The following is a 21594-nucleotide window of genomic DNA, read 5'->3' as shown; positions in this document are numbered from 1 at the left end:
GCGCATACGGTCATTGATATGAGGGGATTTCCTACAGACAATAAGGCGTACCTCCTACTACATATGGACGCCTTGTATGTCTCGGCAGATTTTTTTCGCCCATGCCAACGGCTTCCCTTCGGCCACGTACGGGAAGTTGTTCAGTGCCCTTGCGCCGGACTTCGACGTGACCCATCTGTCGCAGCACGGGCATGACCCGCGCTTTCCAGTGGACAACAACTGGCACAACCTTGTTGATGAACTGATTTTCCACCTGCAACAGCAAGACGAGCCCGTGCTGGGTGTTGGCCATTCGTTGGGCGGGATGCTGCACCTGCATGCCGCGATCCGCTGCCCGCATCTGTACAGGGGCGTGGTCATGCTGGACTCACCGGTGCTGACACGCACCGACCAGTGGGTCATCCGCGCGGCCAAGCGTTTTGGCCTGATCGATCGGCTGACCCCGGCCGGCCGCACACTGGGGCGGCGTGAAGAGTTTGCCGACCGCGAAGCGGCGCGGGCCTACTTTGCAGGTAAATCGCTGTTTCGCAGCTTTGACCCCGACTGTTTCGAGGCTTATCTGGAGTTCGGGTTGCAGCCTGTCGATGACCGCTTGCGGTTGAGTTTTGACCCGGCGACCGAGATCAACATCTACCGCAGTGTCCCTCACACCAGCCCGGGCCGGGCTTTCAAGTTGCAAGTACCGCTGACCGTGGTGCGCGGGCGCGACAGCCGGGTGGTCATGAGCCATCATGCCAGGGCAGTGGCGCGCATGCCCAACGGCGAGTCGCTGATCGTACCGGGCGGGCACATGTTCCCGCTGGAGCAGCCGCAAGACACCGCCAGCCTGCTGAAACAGATTTTTGCCCGCTGGGAGCTTCGCCATCCCGGCCTTTAAAGAGCACTTTGCATGAGCCCTGTGGTTGAAGAAATTCGCTTGAGCCTGCCCCATATCGAACTGGCAGCGCACATTTTCGGGCCAGAAGACGGCCTGCCCGTGATTGCCCTGCACGGTTGGCTGGACAACGCCAACAGCTTCGCCAGGCTGGCGCCCAAGCTGTCGGGTTTGCGTATTGTGGCGCTGGATCTGGCCGGGCACGGCCACTCCGATCATCGGCCGCGTGGGGCCGGGTATGCGTTGGCCGATTATGCCTTCGATGTACTGCGCGTGGCCGAACAATTGGGCTGGGAGCGCTTTGCGCTGCTGGGGCATTCGCTGGGGGCGATTGTGTCAGTGGTGATTGCGGGGTCGTTCCCGGAGCGTGTGACCCGCATGGCGCTGATAGATGGCATCGTGCTGCGCAGCGGCCCCGAAGGGGATACCGCCGAGCGCATGGGTCAGGCCCTGCAGGCTCAGCTCGGCCTGGAGCACAAACGCAAGTCGGTGCACCCGACACTTGATCGGGCCATTGAGGCGCGGATGAAAGGCATGGTGGCCGTCAGCCGGGAAGCAGCAGAGCTGCTGGCCCAGCGCGGTTTGATGCCGGTGCCCGGGGGGTACAGCTGGCGCAGCGACAGTCGCCTGACATTGCCGACACCGTTGCGCATGACGGACGAGCAGGCCATGTCTTTCATCCGGCGGGTCAATTGCCCCACGACGCTGGTGGTGGCAGAGCAGGGCATGCTCGCCAGCCATCCCGAGCTGCTGGATCGTCTACCCTTCACTCTGGAGCGGTTGGCCGGTGGCCATCATTTGCACCTGAATGACGAAGCCGGGGCAATCCTTGTTGCAGACTGTTTCAATCGGTTCTTCGCCGTTCCTTGACTTGCGGCGGCCAACTGCCGAGGCTTGGCGGGTTGAAATGGGAGACAACCATGATAGATATCTACACCGCTGCGACCCCGAAAGGCCATCCGGTCTCTATCGTGTGGATGCTGAATCACAGGTTACCTCTGGGCGAAGCATGCCGATGAGAATACCCAAACGCTTTATCTGTGCGCTGGGCCTGAGCTGTCTGAGCCCGTTACTGTGGGCTGGCGATGTGCCTGGCAGTCTGGATTTGCCAGGTGTACCGCGGCTTGCGGACGCGCAAATTGTCGATTATGTCGTGCAGCCCGATGTCGAACGCATTTACCCGATGGGCTCGATCCGCAAAATCAGCGGCCGCTTGCGATTTGAGGGGCAGGTCAACTCCCGGGGTCAGATCACGGCCGTGACCTACGAACTGCCTGCGGAACATAGCGCCACGCAAGCCTTTACCGCTGCCCGTGAGGCGTTGCAAGAACAAGGTGCCGAGTTGCTGTTCTGGTGCCAGGCACGAGACTGTGGCGAAAGCAGCCTGTGGGCCAATGAAGTGTTCGGCAACTCCAAGCTGGTGGGTTCCGATGAGCAACAAACCTACTTGTTGCTGCGTCGTGCAGCTCCCGAACAGAACCAGCTGGTTGCCTTGTACGGCATCAATCGGGGCAGCCGCAAAGCCTATCTGCATGTCGAACAAATGCAGGCCAGCGCCGATCTGGGTGAGCTGTTGCCCACCTCTGCCACCTTGCAGCGCCAGCTCAAGAGCACCGGCGAGCTGGACTTCCCCAAGCTTACAGGCGAGCCGGATGCCCGGTGGCTGACGTTGATTGCCAGGGCGTTGAACCTTGATGCGACCGCCAGGGTCAGTTTGACCGGTGCCAAGGCCTCCGCCTGGCGCGATGCGCTGATCAATAGCGGTGTCAGGGCCGCCAGAATGGAACTGGGTAATGAGCAGGCCAAGGGTCTGCATATCGAGTTGCTACGCTAAACCTTTGTAAACGACGGCTACACTCTGCGTAGTCGTCGTCCTTCTTCGATTTCTGAATCTTCTGTGGAACACACATGCTCAATAACGATCGCCTGCTGGTGCAAATTCTGCTCCTGGTGTTGTTCGGTGCCAGTCTGTGGGTGATGGCTCCTTTCTGGTCGGCCCTGTTCTGGGGCGCCGTGCTGGCGTTTGCCAGCTGGCCCCTGATGCGCCTGCTGACGCGCGTGCTCAAGGGGCGTGAAACACTGGCCGCGGGCATCCTGACCCTGGGCTGGATGCTGCTGGTGGCCGTGCCGCTGGTGTGGCTGGGGTTCAACCTGGCCGACCACGTGCGTGACGCCACGACCCTGATCAAGGACGTCCAGCTTGAAGGCTTGCCTGAGGCGCCGACCTGGCTCGCGGGTATTCCATTGGTTGGTGAGCGTCTGGTGGGTATCTGGAACACCATCGACGAGCAGGGCGCGGCCATGCTCCTGGCGATCAAGCCTTACTTTGGGCAGGTGGGTAACTGGTTCCTGGCCCGGAGTGCACAGATTGGCGGCGGCATTCTTGAGCTGACGCTGAGTATTGTGTTCGTGTTCTTTTTCTACCGTGACGGCCCACGCCTGGCGAACTTCGTGCACGGCCTGCTTGTGCGGTTGATCGGTGATCGTGCCGATTATTATCAGGACCTGGTTTCAGGCACCGTGCAGCGTGTGGTCAACGGCGTGATCGGTACCGCAGCTGCCCAGGCATTGCTGGCGCTGATCGGCTTTTACATCGCGGGAGTGCCCGGTGCACTGGTTCTGGGGCTGGCAACGTTCCTGCTCAGCCTGATCCCGATGGGGCCGCCGCTGATCTGGATCCCGGCCACGGCCTGGCTGGCCTGGAAGGGCGACTACGGGATGGCGATCTTCCTCGGGATATGGGGCACGGTGATCATCAGCGGTGTCGATAACGTGCTCAAGCCTTACCTGATCAGCCGTGGCGGCAACCTGCCGCTGGTGATTGTCTTGCTTGGCGTGTTTGGCGGCTTGATTGCCTTTGGCTTTATCGGCCTGTTTATCGGCCCGACCTTGCTCGCCATCGCCTACAGCCTGCTGGTGGACTGGAGCGCCACCCAGCAGAACAAAGACAAGGCCGTTTAGAACTTGGGCCCGGAGCGGGTGTTATTGCCCTTGGCCAGACGGTCGTAAAGCACCACATTGACCGTGGCTGCAAGGTTCATGCAGCCATTGGTCGGGATGTAAATCACGTCTTCGCACCACTCCAGCACATCTTTGCCGAGCGAACCGTCTTCGGGGCCAAAAATGTAGATGGCCCGGTCCGGGTGCGTGTATTCAGGCAAAGAGCGTGCGCCCTCGACCATTTCTACGGCGACCGGAATACAGCCCAGCGGGATGATTTTTTTCAGGTCGTCGATACCGATCAGAGGGATGTCCTGATGGACTTTCTTGGTGTCGGTGACGAAATCGCGGGCGCGTTCATAGCGCTTGCCGGTGTAGAACACCGATGCCACGTTATAGCAACCAGCCGCACGCATCACCGAGCCGACGTTTTCCGGTGATTTGGGGTTATACAAACCAATGCAGCTGTACCGTTTGTTTGCCACGTGCCCGAGCCCTTGCGAAAAAAAGACGCGAGTATACCCGTGTTGTCCCTGACTCAGTAGCAGCTGCCGCAGGCTGCGTCCGGCGACGTAGTCGTCGTAAAAACCGAGCCATGCGGTGTGCCAGTGAAACACAGAGCTTTGATTTTACGATCGCTTCGCAACCGGACGCAGCCTTGGGCAGCTGCTACGACAGCGAGGCTTACTCGTCTTTCTTCATCAAGCCTGCCAGCGCCGCGAACGGGTTGTGCGTGGCCTTGGCGATTGTCGGGCTGCTGGTGGAGCCTTCCGAAAAGTATTGCTGGTCGGTGTAGCGCGAGTGTTCGTTGTCATGGCAATACAGGCACAGCAGCTCCCAGTTGGAGCCGTCTTGCGGGTTGTTGTCATGGTTGTGGTCACGGTGGTGCACGGTCAGTTCGCTCAGGCGCTTGCCGGCAAACTCGCGGGCGCAACGGCCACACACATGGGGGTACATCTTCAGGGCCTTGTCGCGGTAGCCCATTTCACGGTCACGCTGGGCATCGGCCAGGATGCGGTCCAGCTTGGCGGTGTGGGAGGGTGGATTCGCCGAACTCATGGGTTCACCTTGTAGGACTAATGACGGTTATGTCGTGAAGTTTAGCTGTTGATCAGCCTTTGATTTTTTCTGCAATCCAGATTGTATGCCGGGTGCCTTTGTTGCCGTGGGCAAAAACCTGGACTTCTTCAGCCTTGAAACCGGCTTTGCGCAGCTTGTCAGAGAACTGCTTGTCGGCGCTGGCCGACCACACCGCCAGCACGCCTTTTGGCCGCAGGGCCTTGGCGCATGCACTCAGGCCACCGGCCGAGTACAGCCAGCTGTTGGCTTTTTGAGTCAGACCTTCGGGGCCGTTGTCGACGTCGAGCATGATGGCGTCAAACCCGTTGGGTTCGGCTTGCAACACATTGGCCACGTCTTCCATGCGGATGACTGTGCGCGGGTCTTGCAGCGGGTTGCCCGATTTTTCGCCCAACGGGCCGCGATTCCACTCGACCACGCCGGGTACCAGCTCGGCGACCACCACTTCGGCAGTCTTGCCCAGATGCTTGAGTGCCGAGGCCAGTGTGAACCCCATGCCCAGGCCGCCGATCAGTACCCGCGATTGCGGGCGCCCGGCGACTTTGCGGCAAGGGATTTCGGCCAGTGCATCTTCGGAACCGTGCATGCGGGTGTTCATTAACTGGCCGCCGTCACCGCCCTGAATCTTGATCACGAAGTCTTCGCCATACTCGAACAGGCACAAGGCACCGCCGTTTTCGGGGATCGGAGTGGTGTCGAGCAAAACAAAACGTTTCATGGAAATCTCATTGAAGGGGGCAAAAACCGCAGGTTACGAGTAGCCTGAGGGCAGACAAGCCGGTCTGGCAACGGAGTGATTGATGAAACGCACTATTCTAACGGCCATTGTGTGGAGCGCGCTCTTGATAAGTGCAGCCCGGGCAACGGAATTAACCCCTGTTCCGAGCGCCCCGGTGACACCGGCACCGGGTTCGCCGGGCACTGCCACGCCGACCCCGTATCCGCAGATCACTCCCCGCGCCGTGCCAAAACCGGTTGCAGGGAGCGCCAGCTTGATCCCGCTGCCACCGATTGATCTGCCGCAACCGCCCAAGGACCAGCCGCTGCCGGGGCTTGAGGTTAAAGACTCGAAGGGCAAAATCCCCCTGGATTGATCGTTCATCAATGCAGTAGATGCTTTGTTTCCGGTCAAGTCCCCCGTGTGAGCGAGCCTGCTCGCGAATGATCTTCGCGAGCAGGCTCGCTCACACAGTTGAAGTATCCCTAGCCGCCGAAAAGGGGAGTTATCGCGGGGCTGTCAAATCCCCAGCACCTTGAACACAAACGCATATTCCAGCGCCACATCGCGCAACCCCTGATAACGCCCGCTCATGCCGCCATGGCCGGCGTCCAGCTCGGTCTTGAGCAACAGCAGATGATCGTCGGTTTTGGTGGCGCGAAGCTTGGCCACCCACTTGGCAGCTTCCCAATACTGCACGCGGCTGTCGTTGTAGCCGGCAATCACCAGCATCGCCGGATACGCTTGCGCCGCGACGTTTTCGTACGGTGCATAAGCCTTGATCCGGTCATACACCTCAGGCTCTTGCGGGTTGCCCCATTCGTCGTACTCGGTGACGGTCAGCGGCAAGTCCGGGTCGAGCATGGTGTTCAGTACATCCACAAACGGTACTTCGGCTATGGCCGCCTTGAACAGCTCCGGGCGTTGATTGAGCACGGCGCCAATCAGCAGGCCACCGGCACTGCCACCGCTGATCACCAGCTGTTCGCTACGGGTCAGGCCCTGGTCGATCAGGTGTTCGGCGCAGGCGATAAAGTCGCTGAAGGTGTTGTGCTTGTGTTCCTGCTTGCCGGCGCGGTACCAGGCTTCGCCCAGTTCGCCTCCGCCCCGCACGTGGGCGATGGCAAACGCCACGCCGCGGTCCAGCAGGCTCAGGCGGGCATGGGAAAACCACGGGTCCAGGCTTTCGCCATAGGCGCCGTAGCCATACAGGTAAAGCGGGACGGGCTGGCCGAGCGTATCGCGCTTGACCACAAGGCTGATCGGCACCTGAGTGCCATCGGGCGCAGTGGCCCACAGGCGCTGGCTGACGTAATCATCGGCATTGAACGGCCCCAGCACCGGGGTTTCCTTGAGTACGCTTTGCTCGCCCGTGGCGAGGTTCAGCTGGCGTACCTGGGCCGGACGATTCAGTGCCTCATAGCGCAGGCGGATGTGCTTGCTGTCAAATTCAAGGCTGTCTTGCACATACAGGCTGTAGGCCGCGTCCGGCAGTTGCACGCGATACGACGGCAAACCCTCAGGGCGAATCTCGATGATCGGCAGGCCACCCTCACGCAGGCTCAGGCACAAGGCCCGGGCGTTCAGGGTCATGCCTTCGAGCATCACGCTGTCGCTATGGGCGATCAGGCGCTGCCAGTCATTGCGCTGGGGCACTTCGCCGAAGGCGTAGTACAGCGCAAAGTTGATCCCGTCCTGATTGGTGCGGATAAACCACGCCCACTGGCCTTCATACAGACCGTGGTCGACGCTGTAGTCGTGGTCCTCAACCCGTGCAGCCAGACGACTGAAGTGCTGCCGGGGCTGATCGGCGTCCAGCACCCAGCTCTCACTGGTGGTTTTGCTGTTAAGCAGCAAAATCAGCTGTTGCTCGGAGCTTGAACGGTAGCAATGCAGGAAAAATCGCCCGTCCGGCTCGTTAAATACTTCGTGTGCGTCTGCTTCTCCCAGGGTATGGCGCAACAGCTTGTGCGGACGATGGGTGTCGTCCAGTTCGGCGAAAAACAGCGTCTGGTTGTCATTGGCCCAGGTCATGCTGCCATCGCAATTTTCAAATGGCAGTTCGGTGACTGCGCCGGTGCTTAGCTCTTTTACAAACAGGCGGTAGGTTTCTTCACCGCTGGTGTCCAGGCTGTAGGCCAGACGCTGGTGATCGGGGCTGATGCTGAAAGCACCCAGGGAAATAAACCCGCCTTCGGCCAGGGCGTTCGGGTCCAGCAGCAAGTGTTCGGCGTTTTCGTCCACCTGCTGGCTGTCATCGGCCGGGCGCGGGCAGCGGTAATGACGGGCGTATTCGTCACCGGCGTTGGTGCGCGTGTAATACAGGTACGGGCCCCAAGGGGAGGGCAGCGACAGATCGGTCTCGCGGATTCGCCCCTTGATCTCCTGAAACAGCGTCTCACGCAAGTTGGCCTGGTCGGCCAGCTGTGCCTCCTGATACTCGTTCTCGGCTTTCAGGTAGTCTAAAACCTCATCGCTATCGCGATTTTGTAACCACGAGTAGGGGTCTGAACCCTCGACTTTATGTGCGACAGGAGCGCTATTTGCGTAGGCTGATTCGGTCATTGCGTGTTCTCTGAAACCTGCATGAAAGGATGTGACGCTGACGGCGTTGCAGCCGCACTGCCTAAAAGCCGTTATCATAGCGCCTCATTGCCTGCAGACCATGGATACCATGACCGAGAACGACTATCTGATCGCTTGGGGCCTTTACGCCTTTGCCGCTTTGGGCTGCCTGCTCGTGTGGATGCGCATGACCCGCTTTATGTGGCGCTGGTTGCGCGAACCGCTGCGCGTGCTGATGGCCGTGCTGCTGTTCAGCCCGACCATTATTGATCCGGTCAAAGAGCAGTTTGCGCCCGCGGTGGCGATTACCGCTCTGGACCTGGCCTTTAAAGTCGGCAACAACGCCTGGCGTGCGGTCTCGGACCTGCTGATGTACACCATTATTGCGTTTTGCCTGTACGGCCTGTTTGTGCTGATCCGCTGGCCCGTCGAGCGCGCCGGCAAGGCTCGCAAGGCGCAAGCGGCGGCGGCAGAGCAAGCGCGCAAGCATGATCCTGAAGATGACCAGCCTTTCGGCTCGGCGGGCGATGATCGCTACGGCCGTGCTGCGGTGTCATCTGCACCGGGATCGTCACGGGTTGAACCGCGGTTGTAATTATTTTTCCGTCGAGCCTGAATGCGAGAGTGCGAGCATGTGTGAATTATTGGGCATGAGCGCCAACGTCCCGACCGATATTGTGTTCAGTTTCACCGGCCTGATGCTGCGCGGCGGGCGTACCGGCCCGCACCGTGACGGCTGGGGGATTGCCTTCTATGAAGGTCGTGGCCTGCGTCTGTTCCAGGACCCGGGTGCCAGTTGCGACTCCGAGGTCGCTTTGCTGGTACAGCGTTACCCGATCAAAAGCGAAGTGGTGATTGGCCATATCCGTCAGGCCAACGTGGGCAAGGTATGCCTGTCCAACACTCACCCGTTTGTCCGTGAACTGTGGGGGCGCAACTGGTGTTTCGCCCACAACGGCCAACTGGCGGATCTGGCGCCGAGCACACGTTTTTACCGGCCCATTGGCGACACGGACAGCGAAGCGGCGTTCTGTGACCTGCTCAATCGGGTGCGCGAAGCTTTTCCCGAGCCGGTTGACGTTGAACGCATCCTGCCGGTGCTGGTGGCGGCCTGCGCCGAGTTTCGCAGCAAGGGCGTGTTCAACTGCCTGCTCAGCGACGGTGACTGGTTGTTCTGCTACTGCTCGACCAAGCTGGCGCACATAACCCGTCGCGCCCCGTTTGGCCCGGCACGCTTGAAAGATGTCGACGTGATCGTGGATTTTCAGGCCGAAACCACGCCCAACGATGTGGTGACGGTCATCGCCACCGAGCCACTGACTGAAAACGAAACCTGGACCCGCTACGAGCCGGGCCAATGGAGCCTGTGGCGACGCGGCGAATGCGTCAGCCAGGGCACAACCGAATAAGGATGGGCGTGTATGTTCCTGAGCTACCTGCGGTTGGTGTTGTTTACCCTTGGCCTGTTGATCGGTGTGCAAGTGCCGGGGTTTATCAATGACTACGCCAATCGTGTCGAAGCTCATCTGATCGAGGCCCAAACCGGGCTCGCAGGTTTCCAGAACACTGCCAACCTGTTCTTCAAAGGCGACTTGCAAGCGCTGGTGGCGCATTACCAGGCCAGTGACGACCCGGTCTTTCGCAGCGATGCCACGAGCCTGGGCACCTTGCTCAACCGCCAGCGCCTGCTCGATGAGCAGTTCCAGGCCATGCAAGGCCCGTGGTACATGCGCGCCCTGCAAGTGGCCTATGCCGCCGACCCGGCTATCCGCCAGGAAACCCTGAACGCCTACACCTATCAGGTGCTGTTATCGCCAACGGCTATCGGCTGGGCGATGGCCGGGGCCTTGTTATTCTCCTTCATCATCGAAGGCGTCTTGCGCCTGATCGACTGGGTGGTGCTGGGCGGCAAGCGTCAGCGCGAGCGTATAGCCCGGCGTGAGCGCAGTTTTTAGGCGTTGCGGGAGCGAGCCTGCTCGCGAAAATTCCCAGCGACCTCCGCGAGCAGGCTCGCTCCCACAGAAGCAATCAACTTTTTCTTATGCCCGAACCCGGCTTTTATTAGTTGGACGAACGGTGTGTGGCTGTCGAAAAATGCCCTACACATAAACTATAAGAAGACCACAGGAGCATCATCGTGAGCCGCCTGTTATTGAATTGCGACATTGGTGAGAGTTTCGGCAGCTGGACCATGGGCCTGGATGCTGAGGTCATGCCGTTTATTGACTGCGCCAACATTGCCTGCGGTTTCCACGCGGGTGATCCGGGGATCATGCGTAAAACCGTGAGTCTGGCGCTGGCGAACAACGTAAAAATCGGTGCCCATCCGGCGTATCAGGACCTGGCAGGCTTCGGTCGCCGCTCCATGGCCTATTCGGCGCAAGAGCTGCAAGACCTGCTGCATTATCAGATCGGCGCGCTGGACGGTATTTGCCGGGCCCAGGGCACGCGGGTCAGCTACGTCAAACCCCACGGCGCGATGTACAACGACATGATGGCCGACCCTGCACAGCTGCGGGCGGTGATTCAGGGTCTGGCCGCTTACGATTCAAGCCTGCCGCTGATGCTGATGGCCACTCGCGACAACAGCGCCGCGCAGGCCATTGGTGATGAGTTCGGCGTAACCCTGTGGTTCGAAGCCTTTGCCGACCGCGCCTACGACAGCGCCGGGCGTCTGGTTGCGCGACAACTGCCGGGTGCCGTGCACCACGACGCAGATGTCATCGTGCAACAGGCCCTGACCATAGCAGCGGGCAAAGCGCTGGTTGCCAGTGATGGCAGCGCCTTGCACCTGCACGCCAACACGCTGTGCGTACATGGCGATAACGCCAGCTCGGTTGCCGCCGTGCAACGTATTCGCGAGGCCTTGAATCAGCAGGCTCAGGCATGAAGCCGCGTATCGAAGTGGTGGCCATCGACTGTCTGATGCTGCGTTTGTTCGATGACATTGCAGAAGCCAACATGCCGTGGATGCTGGCTGCAAGCGAACGGCTGCGCACCAGCTTTGCCGGGTATCTGATCGATCTGGTGCCTTCGTACACCACCTTGATGGTGCATTACGACGGGCTGGCGCTGAGCCCGGTCCAGGCCCGCGAACTGATCGCCCAGGCCATGACCGATCTGCGCCCGCAAACCCGAGGCCTTGGTCAGTGCCATGTGCTGCCGGTGTGGTACGACTTGAGTGTTGGCCCGGAACTGACCCTGCTGGCCACGCGTGCCGGCTGCTCGGTGAGTGAAGTGATTCGCCGTCACAGCGAGCATGAGTACCAGGTGTTTGCGCTGGGCTTTGCCCCGGGCTTTGCCTTTATGGGCCTGGTCGAAGAGGCACTGGCCGCGCCGCGCCTGAACACTCCGCGCAAGCGGGTGGCCAGTGGTAGCGTCGGGATTGCCGAGCGCCAGACAGCAGCTTACCCGGCGCAATCCCCGGGCGGCTGGAACCTGGTGGGGCGCACCCCGAGCGCACTGTTTGACCGCGAACGCGATGGCTATAGCCTGATGCAACCCGGCGATACGGTGAGATTCGAGCCTGTCTCCCACGCTGAATTCATCCGCTTGGGCGGTGACGACACACCTCAGGAGGCCCTGGCATGAGCCGTTTACTGATTCAGGCCAGCACCCCGCTGTGCCTGCTGCAAGATGCCGGGCGCTTTGGCGTACGACACCTGGGCGTGACCCAGGGCGGTGCTGCGGACTGGTTGTCGATGGCCTGGGCCAACTGGTTGCTGGGTAATTCGCCGGATGCAGCGGTGATCGAAATCACCCTTGGTGGCTTGACCCTCGTTGCGCAAGCCGATTGCACTCTGGCACTGGCGGGCGCTGACCTTTCGGCGGCAGTGGACGGCCAGGCGCTCAAGCCCTGGCGCAGTTTTGACCTGAAAAAGGGTCAGACCCTGGCCTTCACCCAGCCGCGGCTCGGTGCCCGCGCTTATCTGGCGGCCCCTGCGGGTTTTAATGCGCCTCAAGTCCTGGGCAGCTGCGCTACCGTGGCCCGTGAACAGCTTGGCGGGCCGGATGGCTTTGGTCGTGGTTTGGCCGCAGGTGATGAGCTGAGTTATGGCGGGCATGTGCAGCCGCATCGCGAACTGGCCCGTGAGCTGCAACCGCAGTTCAGCCCCAATCCTGGGCTGGACGTAGTGTTAGGTGCGCAAGTCGGTGCATTCAGCGGCCAAAGCACGTTCGATGCCTTCAACAGCCCGTGGATCCTGGACACTCGCGCTGACCGCATGGGTATCCGTTTGCTGGGGCCCCCACTGGTCTACCAGGGCGCACCGATGATTTCAGAAGGGATACCGCTGGGCGCGATTCAAGTCCCGCCCGATGGCCAGCCGATTGTGCTGCTCAATGATCGCCAGACCATTGGTGGCTACCCGCGACTGGGGGCATTGACGCCATTGGCGTTGGCGCGCCTGGCGCAATGCTTGCCGGGGGAGGGTGTGCATATGCGCCCGACCACCCAGGATGCGGCGCAGCGTGAGCATGTGGGGTTTATGCAGCGCTTTGTGCAGTAAGGCATGCGGGCGCGGGCTTGCTCGCGATTCAGGCATATCGCGTTGATGCCATCGCGAGCAAGCCCGCTCCCACACAGTCAGCGCGGTACTACTTCGCCAAAAACCGCATCCCTTCCTCCAGCCCCTCAAGGGTCAGCGGGTACATGCGGTCTTCGATCAAGTCCCGCACGATGCCGGTCGAGGCCGTGTAGTGCCAGGTGTCCTTGGGGTACGGGTTGATCCAGACCAGCTTTTTGTACTTCTCCATGAAACGCTGCATCCACTTGTAGCCCGGCTCTTCGTTCCAGTGCTCGACACTGCCCCCTGCGTGGGTGATCTCGTAAGGTCCCATCGCAGCGTCGCCAATAAAGATCACTTTGTAATCGGCGCCGTACTTGTTCAGCAGGTCCTGGGTCGAGATGCGTTCGGACTGGCGGCGCTGGTTGTTCTTCCACACGGACTCGTAAATGAAGTTGTGGAAGTAGTAGTACTCCAGATGCTTGAACTCGGTCCTGCAGGCTGAAAACAACTCCTCGCAAATCTTCACGTGGGAGTCCATCGAGCCGCCGATATCGAACAGCAACAGCAGCTTGATGTTGTTGCGCCGCTCGGGCCGCATCTGGATGTTCAGCAGCCCGGCGTCACGGGCGGTATGGTCGATGGTGCCGTCGATGTCCAGCTCGTCTGCCGCGCCCTGGCGGGCAAACTTGCGCAGGCGCCGTAGCGCGATCTTGATATTGCGCGTGCCCAGTTCGACCTGGTCGTCGAGGTTCTTGTACTCGCGTTGCTCCCAGACTTTGGCCGCCTTGCCCTGGCGGGCTCCGGCATCGCCCACGCGAATGCCTTCGGGGTGGTAGCCGCCCGAGCCGAACGGGCTGGTGCCGCCGGTGCCGATCCATTTATTGCCGCCGGCATGGCGTTCCTTTTGTTCCTCGAGGCGTTGTTTGAACGCCTCGATCAGCTTGTCCAGGCCGCCCAGGGACTGCAGCTGCGCACGGTCCTCGTCGCTTAGCGAACGCTCGAACTCCTTGCGCAGCCAGTCTTCGGGGATCAACGCCTCAAGGTGCTCATTGAGGTTTTGCAAACCGTTGAAATAGGCGCCGAACGCCCGGTCGAACTTGTCGAAATGGCGCTCGTCCTTCACCAGGATCGTGCGCGCCAGGTAATAAAACTCGTCCATGTCGGCGAAGGTCACGTGGTTCTTCAGGGCGTTGATCAGGTCCAGCAGCTCACGCACTGAAACCGGCACCTTGGCCGCACGCATTTCATTGAACAGATTAAGCAGCATGCTTATCGCCTTCTCGAAAAATCAGCGATTGGGGCGACGGCTCATAAACGCCAGGCGCTCAAGCAATTGCACGTCCTGTTCGTTTTTAACCAGCGCACCGGCCAGTGGCGGGATGGCTTTGGTCGGATCACGTTCGCGCAACACCGCTTCGCCAATGTTGTCGGCCATCAGCAGCTTGAGCCAGTCCACCAGTTCGGAGGTGGACGGTTTTTTCTTCAGGCCCGGTACTTTGCGCACATCGAAAAACACGTCGAGCGCTTCGCTGACCAGCTCTTTCTTGATGTCGGGAAAGTGCACGTCGACAATTTTTTGCAGCGTGGTGCGATCCGGGAAGCTGATGTAGTGGAAGAAGCAGCGGCGCAGGAAAGCATCCGGCAGCTCTTTTTCGTTATTGGAGGTAATGATGATGATCGGGCGAACTTTGGCCTTGATCGTCTCGTCAGTCTCGTAAACGTAGAACTCCATCTTGTCGAGTTCTTGCAGCAGGTCATTCGGGAATTCGATGTCGGCCTTGTCGATTTCGTCGATCAGCAAAATGACCCGCTCTTCGGCCTCGAAGGCTTCCCACAACTTGCCCTTTTTCAGGTAATTGCGCACATCGTGGACTTTATCGACACCCAGTTGCGAGTCGCGCAGGCGGCTGACCGCGTCGTACTCGTACAGGCCCTGATGGGCCTTGGTGGTGGACTTGATGTGCCAGGTGATCAGCTTGCAGTCAAAAGACTCGGCCAGTTGCTCGGCGAGCATGGTCTTGCCGGTGCCGGGCTCTCCCTTGACCAGCAGCGGGCGCTCCAGAGTAATGGCTGCGTTGACCGCCAGTTTCAGATCATCGGTGGCCACATAGGCGCGGGTGCCTTCAAACTTCATCTGCAATTCCTCAAACCCTGCCCCTTGCCCTGCAAGGGGCAGGGCGGGAGAACTTAAAAGTATGTCCGACTATAACGCGCTGCCCGCATAACGTGAACGCAGACGCCTCATTCAGTCTCTGAATGCAGCGTCACGGCATGACTGGACGCATGTGATCGTGAGGCCTACCCTTGGGATCTTCCTAAAAGGTGCACAAGGACCCCGCCATGAGCCGCATTTTTGCAGATAACGCCCAATCCATCGGTAATACGCCGTTAGTTCAGATCAACAGCATCGCGCCGCGTGGCGTGACTATCCTGGCCAAGATCGAAGGCCGTAACCCGGGCTACTCGGTGAAGTGCCGCATTGGCGCCAACATGATCTGGGATGCCGAGAGCCGGGGCGTGCTCAAGCCGGGCATGACCATCATTGAACCGACGTCGGGCAACACCGGTATTGGCCTTGCATTTGTTGCGGCGGCTCGCGGCTACAAAATGGTACTGACCATGCCGTCGTCGATGAGCATCGAACGGCGCAAGGTGCTCAAGGCGCTGGGGGCCGAGCTGGTCTTGACCGAACCGGCCAAGGGCATGAAAGGCGCAATCGAGAAGGCCTCCGAGATCCAGGCCAGCGATCCGGCCCGGTACTTTATGCCGCAGCAGTTTGAAAACCCGGCCAACCCGGCGATTCATGAAAAAACCACCGGCCCGGAAATCTGGAACGACACCGATGGCGGGGTAGACGTACTGGTTTCTGGCGTGGGTACGGGAGGCACGATTACCGGGATTTCGCGCTATATCAAACACACCCAGGGCAAGCCGATCCTGTCGGTTGCGGTAGAGCCGATTACCTCGCCGGTGATCACCCAGGCGCTGGCCGGGGAAGAAATCAAACCTTCGCCGCACAAGATCCAGGGCATTGGTGCTGGCTTTGTGCCCAAAAACCTTGACCTGTCGATTGTCGACAAGGTTGAGCTGGTGAGCGATGACGAATCCAAAGCCATGGCCCTGCGCCTGATGCAGGAAGAAGGCATCTTGTGCGGGATCTCCAGTGGAGCCGCCATGGCGGTGGCTGTCCGCCTGGCAGAAACCCCGGAAATGCAAGGCAAGACCATTGTCGTGATCCTGCCGGACTCGGGTGAGCGCTACCTGTCGAGCTTCCTGTTCAGCGATATGTTCAGCGATCAGGAACTGCACCAGTAAGCACGTCCTCAATCCCCGCAGGCGCCCGCAAGCTGGCGCCTGCGGGGTTTATGCAACTGACTCAAATCAAGTGGCTCAAGGCTCTGTTTCTGCATAATTAACCCGTTATTACGTATGACTTAACACTGAATGTTGGAACACGCGGGTTTTGTCCTGCGCCGGTAGTGTTTATCATGGCCGGCTGCCACGTCGGGCGATTGGTGCCGCACGGTATTTTCGAGGAGTTGTTGCATGACCTTATCCTTCGCCATCAAGGCAGGGCTGATACTGCTGTTTGTCGGCAGCATCCTTTACGTGCATTTGCGCGGCAAGGCGCGGTTGCCGGTGTTACGCCAGTTCGTCAACCACTCTGCGATCTTTGCGCCCTACAACGCCTTGATGTACCTGTTTTCCGGTGTACCGTCCAAACCGTACCTGGACCGCAGCAAGTTTCCCGAGCTGGATGTCCTCAAAGACAACTGGCAAGCGATCCGCGAAGAAGCCATGCACTTGTTCGACGAAGGCTATATTCGCGCTGCCGAAAAGAACAACGACGCCGGCTTTGGCTCATTCTTCAAAAAAGGCTGGAAGCGTTTTTACCTGAAGTGGTACGACAAAGCGCTGCCATCGGCCGAATTGCTGTGCCCAAAAACCGTTGAGCTGGTCAACAGCATTCCCAACGTCAAAGGTGCGATGTTTGCGTTGCTGCCGGGTGGTAGCCACCTCAACCCGCACCGTGACCCGTTCGCCGGCTCTCTGCGCTATCACCTGGGCCTGTCGACGCCGAACTCCGACGCTTGCCGGATTTTCGTCGATGGCGAGGAATACGCGTGGCGTGATGGCGAAGACGTAATGTTCGATGAGACCTATGTGCACTGGGTCAAAAACGAAACCGACATTACCCGTGTCATCCTGTTCTGCGACATCGAGCGCCCACTGACCAGCCCGCTGATGACCCGTATCAACCGCTGGGTCAGCGCCCAGCTGGGCAAAGCCACCGCGCCACAGAACCTCGATGACGAGCGCGTGGGCGGGATCAACAAGGCTTACGCCTGGAGCAAAACTTTCAGCGACCGCTTCAGTGGTGTGGTCAAACAGTGGAAGCGTCGCAACCCCAAGCTGTACCGCATTGCACGGCCTGTACTGGCGGTGATTGTGCTGGTGTTTCTGGGGCGCTGGTTGTTCGGCTGATCCAGTGAGGCACAAAAAACCGCTCTATCGAGAGCGGTTTTTTTTGGGGAAAAATCTGGTTGCTGGCCAGCTTACACGCCAGCAGGCTCATCAGCTTTATGTACGCTGCCTCCCCAATCCTGGTGCGCATCCACTGCTCTGCAGTCAATGGGGTCAAACTTTATTGCCCACGGCCCGCTGTTCTTGATGGCTGGATTCTCAGCCAACATCGAGTAAGCGGTGGCTCTGGCTTGTGATTCAAGACGCTGGTGTTCAAGTCGGGCTCTGGTTTTGGGCATAGGGGCGGAGGGTGGCTGAGTGGGTTCAGAATCGTTGCAATTAATGTCCAGCGTTGGTTATAGTCGACGCTCGATGAGCCCTGGTGCTCACGCCCTTATCCTCAAAAAAGATCAGCCCATGCCGGTTTCCCTTTCACATAGCGTTGACGTCTCAGCAGTGACTGCTGGCGTTGAGCCGTGCGGGAAGCAACAGCCTGTGCAGATCAGTCACTATCCCCCTCCTGTCAGCAGCACTGTGGTGTACGACGTCGTATCGCCACCGGGTGTTGTTGCGGGCTGAACCGTGCTTTCGGTTGCCCGTACCCGTCGATAAAACCACTGAACTTCAGCCTCGGCTGAGTTGGCTGTTTTGCCTGATGACAGGTGTTATCCATGTTTTCGATTTCTAAAGAATCCGCGCTGGCGGCTGCGTCCACGAGTCTGTTCGTTTTGCTGTGGAGCAGCGGGGCGATCTTTTCCAAGTGGGGGCTGGCCCACGCCTCGCCGTTTGCCTTTTTGTTGATTCGCTTTGCCATCGCACTGCTGGCGTTGGTGCTGTTGATCCCGTTGATGAAGTTCAAACTGCCCGGCACCGCTCAGGGCATACGCTATGCACTGGCTACGGGCGTGGTGCTGCTAGGCGCCTATCAGATTTTTTATTTGCTGGCGCTGGACCTTAAAGTCACGCCCGGTGTGATGGCGACGGTCATGGGGGTGCAACCGATTCTGACCGCGGTGATCATGGAGCGCCGCCTGTCCTGGAGTCGTGTGCTGGGGCTGGTGCTGGGGCTGACCGGATTGATTCTGGTGGTGTATCAGGGCATCGGACTGGCGGGGATGTCGTGGATCGGGATGCTGTTCGCGGTGCTGGCGCTGGCCAGTATGACCGTGGGCACCCTGATGCAAAAACGCATCACGACCAACCCGCTGGGGACCTTGCCCGTGCAATACCTGGCCGGGTTGGTGATGTGCGGGGTGTTTGTGCCGTTCCAGCCCTTCCACTTCGAGCACAGCGCAGGCTTTGTTGTGCCGGTGTTGTGGATGGGGTTAGTGGTGTCGGTGATGGCGACCTTGCTGCTGTACCGGATGATTTCCAGGGGCAATCTGGTCAATGTCACCAGCCTGTTTTACCTGGTGCCTGCTGTCACGGCGGTCATGGACTACCTGATCTTCGGCAACAAACTTGCGGCCCTGAGCTTGCTGGGGATGGCGATGATCATCATCGGTCTGATGTTTGTGTTCCGTAAAACTCGCTAGGCAACATCTGTTTGTAGCCGCTGCCGAAGGCTGCGATGGGCTGCGAAGCGGCCCCGTTTGAAGGTCCTTTGGCCCTTGTCGCACCCTTCGCCAGCAGCTACAGGCTCAGTTTTTTACCGCTGCCCCAGGCTTGAGCACCAGCCACAGCGCCACGGCGATCAGCAACCCGCCGTAAAGGTGCGCCATTGACAGCGGCTCACCCAGGAACAGCGCGCCCCACAACACGCCAAACGGCGGGATCATAAAGGTAACGGTCATGGATTTGACCGGGCCAATGCTGGTCAGCAAACGGAAGTAGAGGATGTAGGCAAACGCCGTACACACCAGGCCCAGTCCCAACAACGATAACCAGACATTCATGCCGCCCCAGCTGGCGGGCGGTTGAGTCATCACGCTCACGCCAAACAGTGGCAACAGGAACAGGGTGGCACCAAGCATGCTGCCCAGTGCCGAAAGCCGCGGGTCAAGACCGCCTTGCTGATCCAGCCAGCGGCGTGCCAGGAAACCGGCAAAGCCATAGAAGGTGGTGGCCAGCAGGCAGGAGAGTGCACCCAGCAGCAAGTCCAGATCAAAAGCCACTGGCCCGGCACGGGTTAAAATCCCGACGCCGAGCAATCCGAGAAACACCCCGGCCATTTTGGTCAGGGTCAGTTTTTCACTGAAAAACAGCCCGCCAATCAGCACACCCATCAGTGGAGTGGTCGCGTTAAAAATCGATGAGTAACCGGCAGGTAATACCTGGGCCGCAACCGAGTACAGCGTGGCCGGGATCCCGGAGTTGATCACCCCCAAAATCAGAATCACCTTGAGCTTGCCGCCGAAATTCCAGCTGACGCGCATCAACGCCAGAATCACCACCAGGCCGGTAGCAGCGATGGATACTCGAAAAAATGCCGTAGGAATCGTCCCGATTACAGGCGCGATAATCCGCATAAACAAAAAGCTGGCGCCCCAGATACCGGCCAGCGACAGCATGCGGACCAAATCGACAAGTCTCACGGGATTTTCCTTACAATGTTTGAGGCGGGCAGTGTAGGGGATGCTGCGCGCAAGGCAATGGTTGCGCCTGCTAACAATTGGCCACTAAGCTCAAGCGCATAACAAAACCCTCACCGACTTTCGTGCAGAGGCTCCACCATGCCCCAATCCTGGCCGGCCGCCGAAATTGCTCGAATGATCCTCGACGGCTTCGACGATTACCGTGAGCACTTTCGTCAAATTACCGATGGCGCCCGAGCCCGCTTTGAGGGGGCGTTGTGGCAAGCCGCACAGCTTGCCTCGGCCGCGCGGATCAATCTGTACGAGCAGAAAGTCAGTGAAATCAGCCAGGGCTTGCGTTGCACCTTTGGCGGTCAGGATTTACTGGATGCCGAACAATGGCCGCGGGTCAAAAGTGCTTATATCCGGCTTATAGACCTGCGTTTTGACGATGAGCTGGCAGAGACCTGGTACAACTCGACCTTTTGCAGCCTGTTCAGCCATGACCTGATCAGCGATGGCTGCATGTTTATTCACACCACCCGACCCGCTTTGCGTCAGGCCCGAGCCGCGCAAACCCGCACCTATCGGCCTGCCGGGCAGTTGTACCAGGCACTGGCGCAGATTTTTACCGACTTTGCCTTCGACGAGCCTTACGCCGATTTGCCGGGTGATCTGCGCCGGCTCGAAGCCCGCTTGCGCGAGAGCCTGCCGGATTGGGTGTGCAAAGACCCGCAGTTGAACATCGAGCTGTTTTCATCGGTGCTGTACCGCAACAAGGGTGCGTATCTGGTGGGGCGGATTTATACCCGGGACGAGCAATGGCCGTTGGTGATCGCGTTGCTGCACCGTGAAGGTCAGGGGGTCCAGATCGATGCGCTGATCACCGACGAGGCCGAGGTGTCGATCATCTTTTCGTTCACCCGCTCATATTTCATGGTGGATGTGCCGGTACCGGCAGAGTTTATCGGCTTTCTCAAACGCATCCTGCCGGGCAAGCATGTGGCCGAGCTGTACACCTCGATCGGTTTTTACAAACACGGCAAGTCCGAGTTTTACCGGGCGCTGATCAACCACCTGGCCACCACCGACGACCGCTTTATCATGGCCCCCGGGGTGCGTGGCATGGTGATGGCCGTGTTCACCCTGCCGGGCTTCAACACGGTTTTCAAACTGATCAAGGACCGTTTTTCGCCGTCGAAAAACGTTAGCCGCGCCACGGTGATTGAAAAGTACCGGCTGGTAAAAAGCGTCGATCGGGTAGGGCGTATGGCGGATACCCAGGAGTTCGCCGACTTTCGCTTCCCGTTGAGCAAATTCGAGCCCGAATGCCTGGCCGAGTTGCTGGAAATCGCACCTTCAACCGTGGTTGTCGAAGGCGATCAGGTATTGATCCGCCACAGCTGGACCGAACGGCGCATGACCCCGCTCAATCTGTATCTGGAAAACGCCAGCCCTGCGCAAATCCGCGAAGCGCTGGACGATTACGGGCTGGCCATCAAGCAACTGGCGGCGGCCAATATTTTCCCCGGTGACATGCTGCTGAAAAACTTCGGCGTCACCCGGCATGGCCGCGTGGTGTTCTATGACTACGACGAAATTTGCTACCTGACCGAAGCCAACTTCCGACATATCCCGCAGCCGCGGACCCCTGAAGACGAAATGGCCAGTGAACCCTGGTACTCCATCGGCCCGCTGGACGTGTTCCCCGAAGAGTTCCCGCCGTTCCTGTTTGCCGATGCGGGGCAGCGCCGTCTGTTCAATGAGCTGCACGGTGAAATCTACAACGCCGATTACTGGAAAAGCCTGCAAGCGGCGATTTTGGAGGGCAAGGTGATTGATGTGTTTCCCTACAGGCGCAAGGGGCTGGACGTAGCCTGATGGTTTTGTGGGCGCGGGCAAGCCCGCGCCCACAGTTATCCCCGTGTCTGC

The 21594-nt window shown here is 59.5% G+C and carries 22 protein-coding genes; 15 read left to right on the top strand and 7 right to left on the bottom strand.

Annotated elements, in window-relative coordinates:
• The first annotated feature begins 76 nt into the window (after nt 1–76).
• The 4 genes from ACZRMS_RS21420 to ACZRMS_RS21405 all read left to right on the top strand — a co-directional run bounded on the left by ACZRMS_RS21420 (nt 77) and on the right by ACZRMS_RS21405 (nt 3835).
• The gene (locus ACZRMS_RS21420) at nt 77–877 is read left to right on the top strand and encodes an alpha/beta fold hydrolase (protein WP_463996977.1); all 801 of its coding nucleotides are present in this window, start codon (nt 77–79) and stop codon (nt 875–877) included.
• A 12-nt stretch (nt 878–889) separates the two neighbouring features.
• On the top strand, nt 890–1744 hold the full coding sequence (locus tag ACZRMS_RS21415) for an alpha/beta hydrolase (protein WP_463996976.1): 855 nt from the start codon (nt 890–892) through the stop codon (nt 1742–1744).
• A gap of 145 nt (nt 1745–1889) precedes the next feature.
• Nucleotides 1890–2708 carry a DUF4892 domain-containing protein gene (locus tag ACZRMS_RS21410; protein ID WP_463996975.1) on the top strand — a complete coding sequence of 273 codons (819 nt, stop codon included), beginning with the start codon at nt 1890–1892 and terminating at the stop codon, nt 2706–2708.
• Nucleotides 2709–2782: 74 nt separating this feature from the next.
• Nucleotides 2783–3835: an AI-2E family transporter gene (locus ACZRMS_RS21405; RefSeq protein WP_463996974.1), complete on the top strand. Its 1053-nt coding sequence runs from the start codon at nt 2783–2785 to the stop codon at nt 3833–3835.
• On the opposite strand, the gene ACZRMS_RS21400 is transcribed toward ACZRMS_RS21405, so the two are convergent.
• The 3 genes from ACZRMS_RS21400 to ACZRMS_RS21390 form a co-directional block, all read right to left on the bottom strand.
• Complete coding sequence (locus ACZRMS_RS21400; RefSeq protein WP_048360671.1) at nt 3832–4299, bottom strand: RNA methyltransferase; 468 nt, start codon at nt 4297–4299, stop codon at nt 3832–3834. The genes ACZRMS_RS21405 and ACZRMS_RS21400 overlap by 4 nt on opposite strands.
• 199 nt (nt 4300–4498) lie before the next feature.
• The gene (locus ACZRMS_RS21395; RefSeq protein WP_048360672.1) at nt 4499–4873 is read right to left on the bottom strand and encodes a YajD family HNH nuclease; all 375 of its coding nucleotides are present in this window, start codon (nt 4871–4873) and stop codon (nt 4499–4501) included.
• A gap of 52 nt (nt 4874–4925) precedes the next feature.
• Nucleotides 4926–5612 carry a spermidine synthase gene (locus ACZRMS_RS21390; RefSeq protein ID WP_048360673.1) on the bottom strand — a complete coding sequence of 229 codons (687 nt, stop codon included), beginning with the start codon at nt 5610–5612 and terminating at the stop codon, nt 4926–4928.
• 82 nt (nt 5613–5694) lie between these two features.
• Between ACZRMS_RS21390 and ACZRMS_RS21385 the strand changes: the two genes are divergently transcribed.
• Nucleotides 5695–5988 (top strand): hypothetical protein, encoded by a 294-nt coding sequence (locus tag ACZRMS_RS21385; protein WP_463996973.1) that lies wholly within the window; start codon nt 5695–5697, stop codon nt 5986–5988.
• A 143-nt stretch (nt 5989–6131) separates the two neighbouring features.
• On the opposite strand, the gene ACZRMS_RS21380 is transcribed toward ACZRMS_RS21385, so the two are convergent.
• Nucleotides 6132–8177 (bottom strand): S9 family peptidase, encoded by a 2046-nt coding sequence (locus tag ACZRMS_RS21380; RefSeq protein WP_463996972.1) that lies wholly within the window; start codon nt 8175–8177, stop codon nt 6132–6134.
• Between the two features lie 100 nt (nt 8178–8277).
• Here ACZRMS_RS21380 and ACZRMS_RS21375 point away from each other — a divergent pair, with 100 nt between their 5' ends.
• The 6 genes from ACZRMS_RS21375 to ACZRMS_RS21350 all read left to right on the top strand — a co-directional run bounded on the left by ACZRMS_RS21375 (nt 8278) and on the right by ACZRMS_RS21350 (nt 12685).
• Entirely contained in the window at nt 8278–8772 is a 495-nt protein-coding gene (locus tag ACZRMS_RS21375) for an MFS transporter (RefSeq protein ID WP_463996971.1), read from the top strand.
• Nucleotides 8773–8809: 37 nt separating this feature from the next.
• Nucleotides 8810–9586, top strand: a complete 777-nt coding sequence (locus tag ACZRMS_RS21370) for a class II glutamine amidotransferase (protein WP_463996970.1) — start codon at nt 8810–8812, stop codon at nt 9584–9586.
• 12 nt (nt 9587–9598) lie between these two features.
• A complete protein-coding gene (locus ACZRMS_RS21365) occupies nt 9599–10132 on the top strand; it encodes a DUF2937 family protein (protein ID WP_463996969.1) in 534 nt (177 codons plus the stop codon).
• A 182-nt stretch (nt 10133–10314) separates the two neighbouring features.
• A complete protein-coding gene (locus ACZRMS_RS21360; RefSeq protein ID WP_463996968.1) occupies nt 10315–11067 on the top strand; it encodes a 5-oxoprolinase subunit PxpA in 753 nt (250 codons plus the stop codon).
• On the top strand, nt 11064–11768 hold the full coding sequence (locus ACZRMS_RS21355; RefSeq protein WP_463996967.1) for a 5-oxoprolinase subunit B family protein: 705 nt from the start codon (nt 11064–11066) through the stop codon (nt 11766–11768). Before ACZRMS_RS21360 ends, ACZRMS_RS21355 begins: the two co-directional genes overlap by 4 nt.
• Nucleotides 11765–12685, top strand: coding sequence for a 5-oxoprolinase subunit C family protein (locus ACZRMS_RS21350; protein ID WP_463996966.1), 921 nt, complete (start codon nt 11765–11767; stop codon nt 12683–12685). Before ACZRMS_RS21355 ends, ACZRMS_RS21350 begins: the two co-directional genes overlap by 4 nt.
• Nucleotides 12686–12773: 88 nt before the next feature.
• On the opposite strand, the gene ACZRMS_RS21345 is transcribed toward ACZRMS_RS21350, so the two are convergent.
• Both ACZRMS_RS21345 and ACZRMS_RS21340 read right to left on the bottom strand, forming a co-directional pair.
• Nucleotides 12774–13952 carry a vWA domain-containing protein gene (locus ACZRMS_RS21345; RefSeq protein ID WP_463996965.1) on the bottom strand — a complete coding sequence of 393 codons (1179 nt, stop codon included), beginning with the start codon at nt 13950–13952 and terminating at the stop codon, nt 12774–12776.
• 21 nt (nt 13953–13973) lie between these two features.
• Nucleotides 13974–14819, bottom strand: a complete 846-nt coding sequence (locus ACZRMS_RS21340) for an AAA family ATPase (RefSeq protein ID WP_463996964.1) — start codon at nt 14817–14819, stop codon at nt 13974–13976.
• 206 nt (nt 14820–15025) lie between these two features.
• On the opposite strand from ACZRMS_RS21340, the gene cysK reads away from it, so the two are divergent.
• From cysK to ACZRMS_RS21325, 3 genes are all read left to right on the top strand, one after another.
• A complete protein-coding gene (gene cysK, locus ACZRMS_RS21335) occupies nt 15026–16000 on the top strand; it encodes a cysteine synthase A (protein ID WP_463996963.1) in 975 nt (324 codons plus the stop codon).
• Nucleotides 16001–16231: 231 nt separating this feature from the next.
• A complete protein-coding gene (locus tag ACZRMS_RS21330) occupies nt 16232–17170 on the top strand; it encodes an aspartyl/asparaginyl beta-hydroxylase domain-containing protein (protein ID WP_463996962.1) in 939 nt (312 codons plus the stop codon).
• Between the two features lie 650 nt (nt 17171–17820).
• Nucleotides 17821–18684, top strand: a complete 864-nt coding sequence (locus tag ACZRMS_RS21325; protein ID WP_463996961.1) for a DMT family transporter — start codon at nt 17821–17823, stop codon at nt 18682–18684.
• Nucleotides 18685–18789: 105 nt separating this feature from the next.
• Here ACZRMS_RS21325 and ACZRMS_RS21320 read toward each other — a convergent pair whose 3' ends face one another.
• Nucleotides 18790–19683: a DMT family transporter gene (locus tag ACZRMS_RS21320; RefSeq protein ID WP_463996960.1), complete on the bottom strand. Its 894-nt coding sequence runs from the start codon at nt 19681–19683 to the stop codon at nt 18790–18792.
• 138 nt (nt 19684–19821) lie between these two features.
• Between ACZRMS_RS21320 and aceK the strand changes: the two genes are divergently transcribed.
• The gene (aceK, locus tag ACZRMS_RS21315) at nt 19822–21543 is read left to right on the top strand and encodes a bifunctional isocitrate dehydrogenase kinase/phosphatase (protein ID WP_463996959.1); all 1722 of its coding nucleotides are present in this window, start codon (nt 19822–19824) and stop codon (nt 21541–21543) included.
• The last annotated feature ends 51 nt before the right edge of the window (nt 21544–21594 follow it).

It is taken from the genome of Pseudomonas sp. B424, assembly GCF_055408345.1.
Note: the sequence above shows the minus strand (reverse complement) of the source record. Positions and strands in the feature narration are given on the sequence as shown.

Excerpts from the sequence above, each read along its gene's own strand:
- ACZRMS_RS21420 (WP_463996977.1), top strand. The coding sequence starts at position 77 with ATGTCTCGGCAGATTTTTTTCGCCCATGCCAACGGCTTCCCTTCGGCC.
- ACZRMS_RS21415 (WP_463996976.1), top strand. The coding sequence starts at position 890 with ATGAGCCCTGTGGTTGAAGAAATTCGCTTGAGCCTGCCCCATATCGAA.
- ACZRMS_RS21410 (WP_463996975.1), top strand. The coding sequence starts at position 1,890 with ATGAGAATACCCAAACGCTTTATCTGTGCGCTGGGCCTGAGCTGTCTG.
- ACZRMS_RS21405 (WP_463996974.1), top strand. The coding sequence starts at position 2,783 with ATGCTCAATAACGATCGCCTGCTGGTGCAAATTCTGCTCCTGGTGTTG.
- ACZRMS_RS21395 (WP_048360672.1), bottom strand. The coding sequence starts at position 4,873 with ATGAGTTCGGCGAATCCACCCTCCCACACCGCCAAGCTGGACCGCATC.
- ACZRMS_RS21390 (WP_048360673.1), bottom strand. The coding sequence starts at position 5,612 with ATGAAACGTTTTGTTTTGCTCGACACCACTCCGATCCCCGAAAACGGC.
- ACZRMS_RS21385 (WP_463996973.1), top strand. The coding sequence starts at position 5,695 with ATGAAACGCACTATTCTAACGGCCATTGTGTGGAGCGCGCTCTTGATA.
- ACZRMS_RS21380 (WP_463996972.1), bottom strand. The coding sequence starts at position 8,177 with ATGACCGAATCAGCCTACGCAAATAGCGCTCCTGTCGCACATAAAGTC.
- ACZRMS_RS21375 (WP_463996971.1), top strand. The coding sequence starts at position 8,278 with ATGGATACCATGACCGAGAACGACTATCTGATCGCTTGGGGCCTTTAC.
- ACZRMS_RS21370 (WP_463996970.1), top strand. The coding sequence starts at position 8,810 with ATGTGTGAATTATTGGGCATGAGCGCCAACGTCCCGACCGATATTGTG.
- ACZRMS_RS21365 (WP_463996969.1), top strand. The coding sequence starts at position 9,599 with ATGTTCCTGAGCTACCTGCGGTTGGTGTTGTTTACCCTTGGCCTGTTG.
- ACZRMS_RS21355 (WP_463996967.1), top strand. The coding sequence starts at position 11,064 with ATGAAGCCGCGTATCGAAGTGGTGGCCATCGACTGTCTGATGCTGCGT.
- ACZRMS_RS21350 (WP_463996966.1), top strand. The coding sequence starts at position 11,765 with ATGAGCCGTTTACTGATTCAGGCCAGCACCCCGCTGTGCCTGCTGCAA.
- ACZRMS_RS21345 (WP_463996965.1), bottom strand. The coding sequence starts at position 13,952 with ATGCTGCTTAATCTGTTCAATGAAATGCGTGCGGCCAAGGTGCCGGTT.
- ACZRMS_RS21340 (WP_463996964.1), bottom strand. The coding sequence starts at position 14,819 with ATGAAGTTTGAAGGCACCCGCGCCTATGTGGCCACCGATGATCTGAAA.
- cysK (WP_463996963.1), top strand. The coding sequence starts at position 15,026 with ATGAGCCGCATTTTTGCAGATAACGCCCAATCCATCGGTAATACGCCG.
- ACZRMS_RS21330 (WP_463996962.1), top strand. The coding sequence starts at position 16,232 with ATGACCTTATCCTTCGCCATCAAGGCAGGGCTGATACTGCTGTTTGTC.
- ACZRMS_RS21325 (WP_463996961.1), top strand. The coding sequence starts at position 17,821 with ATGTTTTCGATTTCTAAAGAATCCGCGCTGGCGGCTGCGTCCACGAGT.
- aceK (WP_463996959.1), top strand. The coding sequence starts at position 19,822 with ATGCCCCAATCCTGGCCGGCCGCCGAAATTGCTCGAATGATCCTCGAC.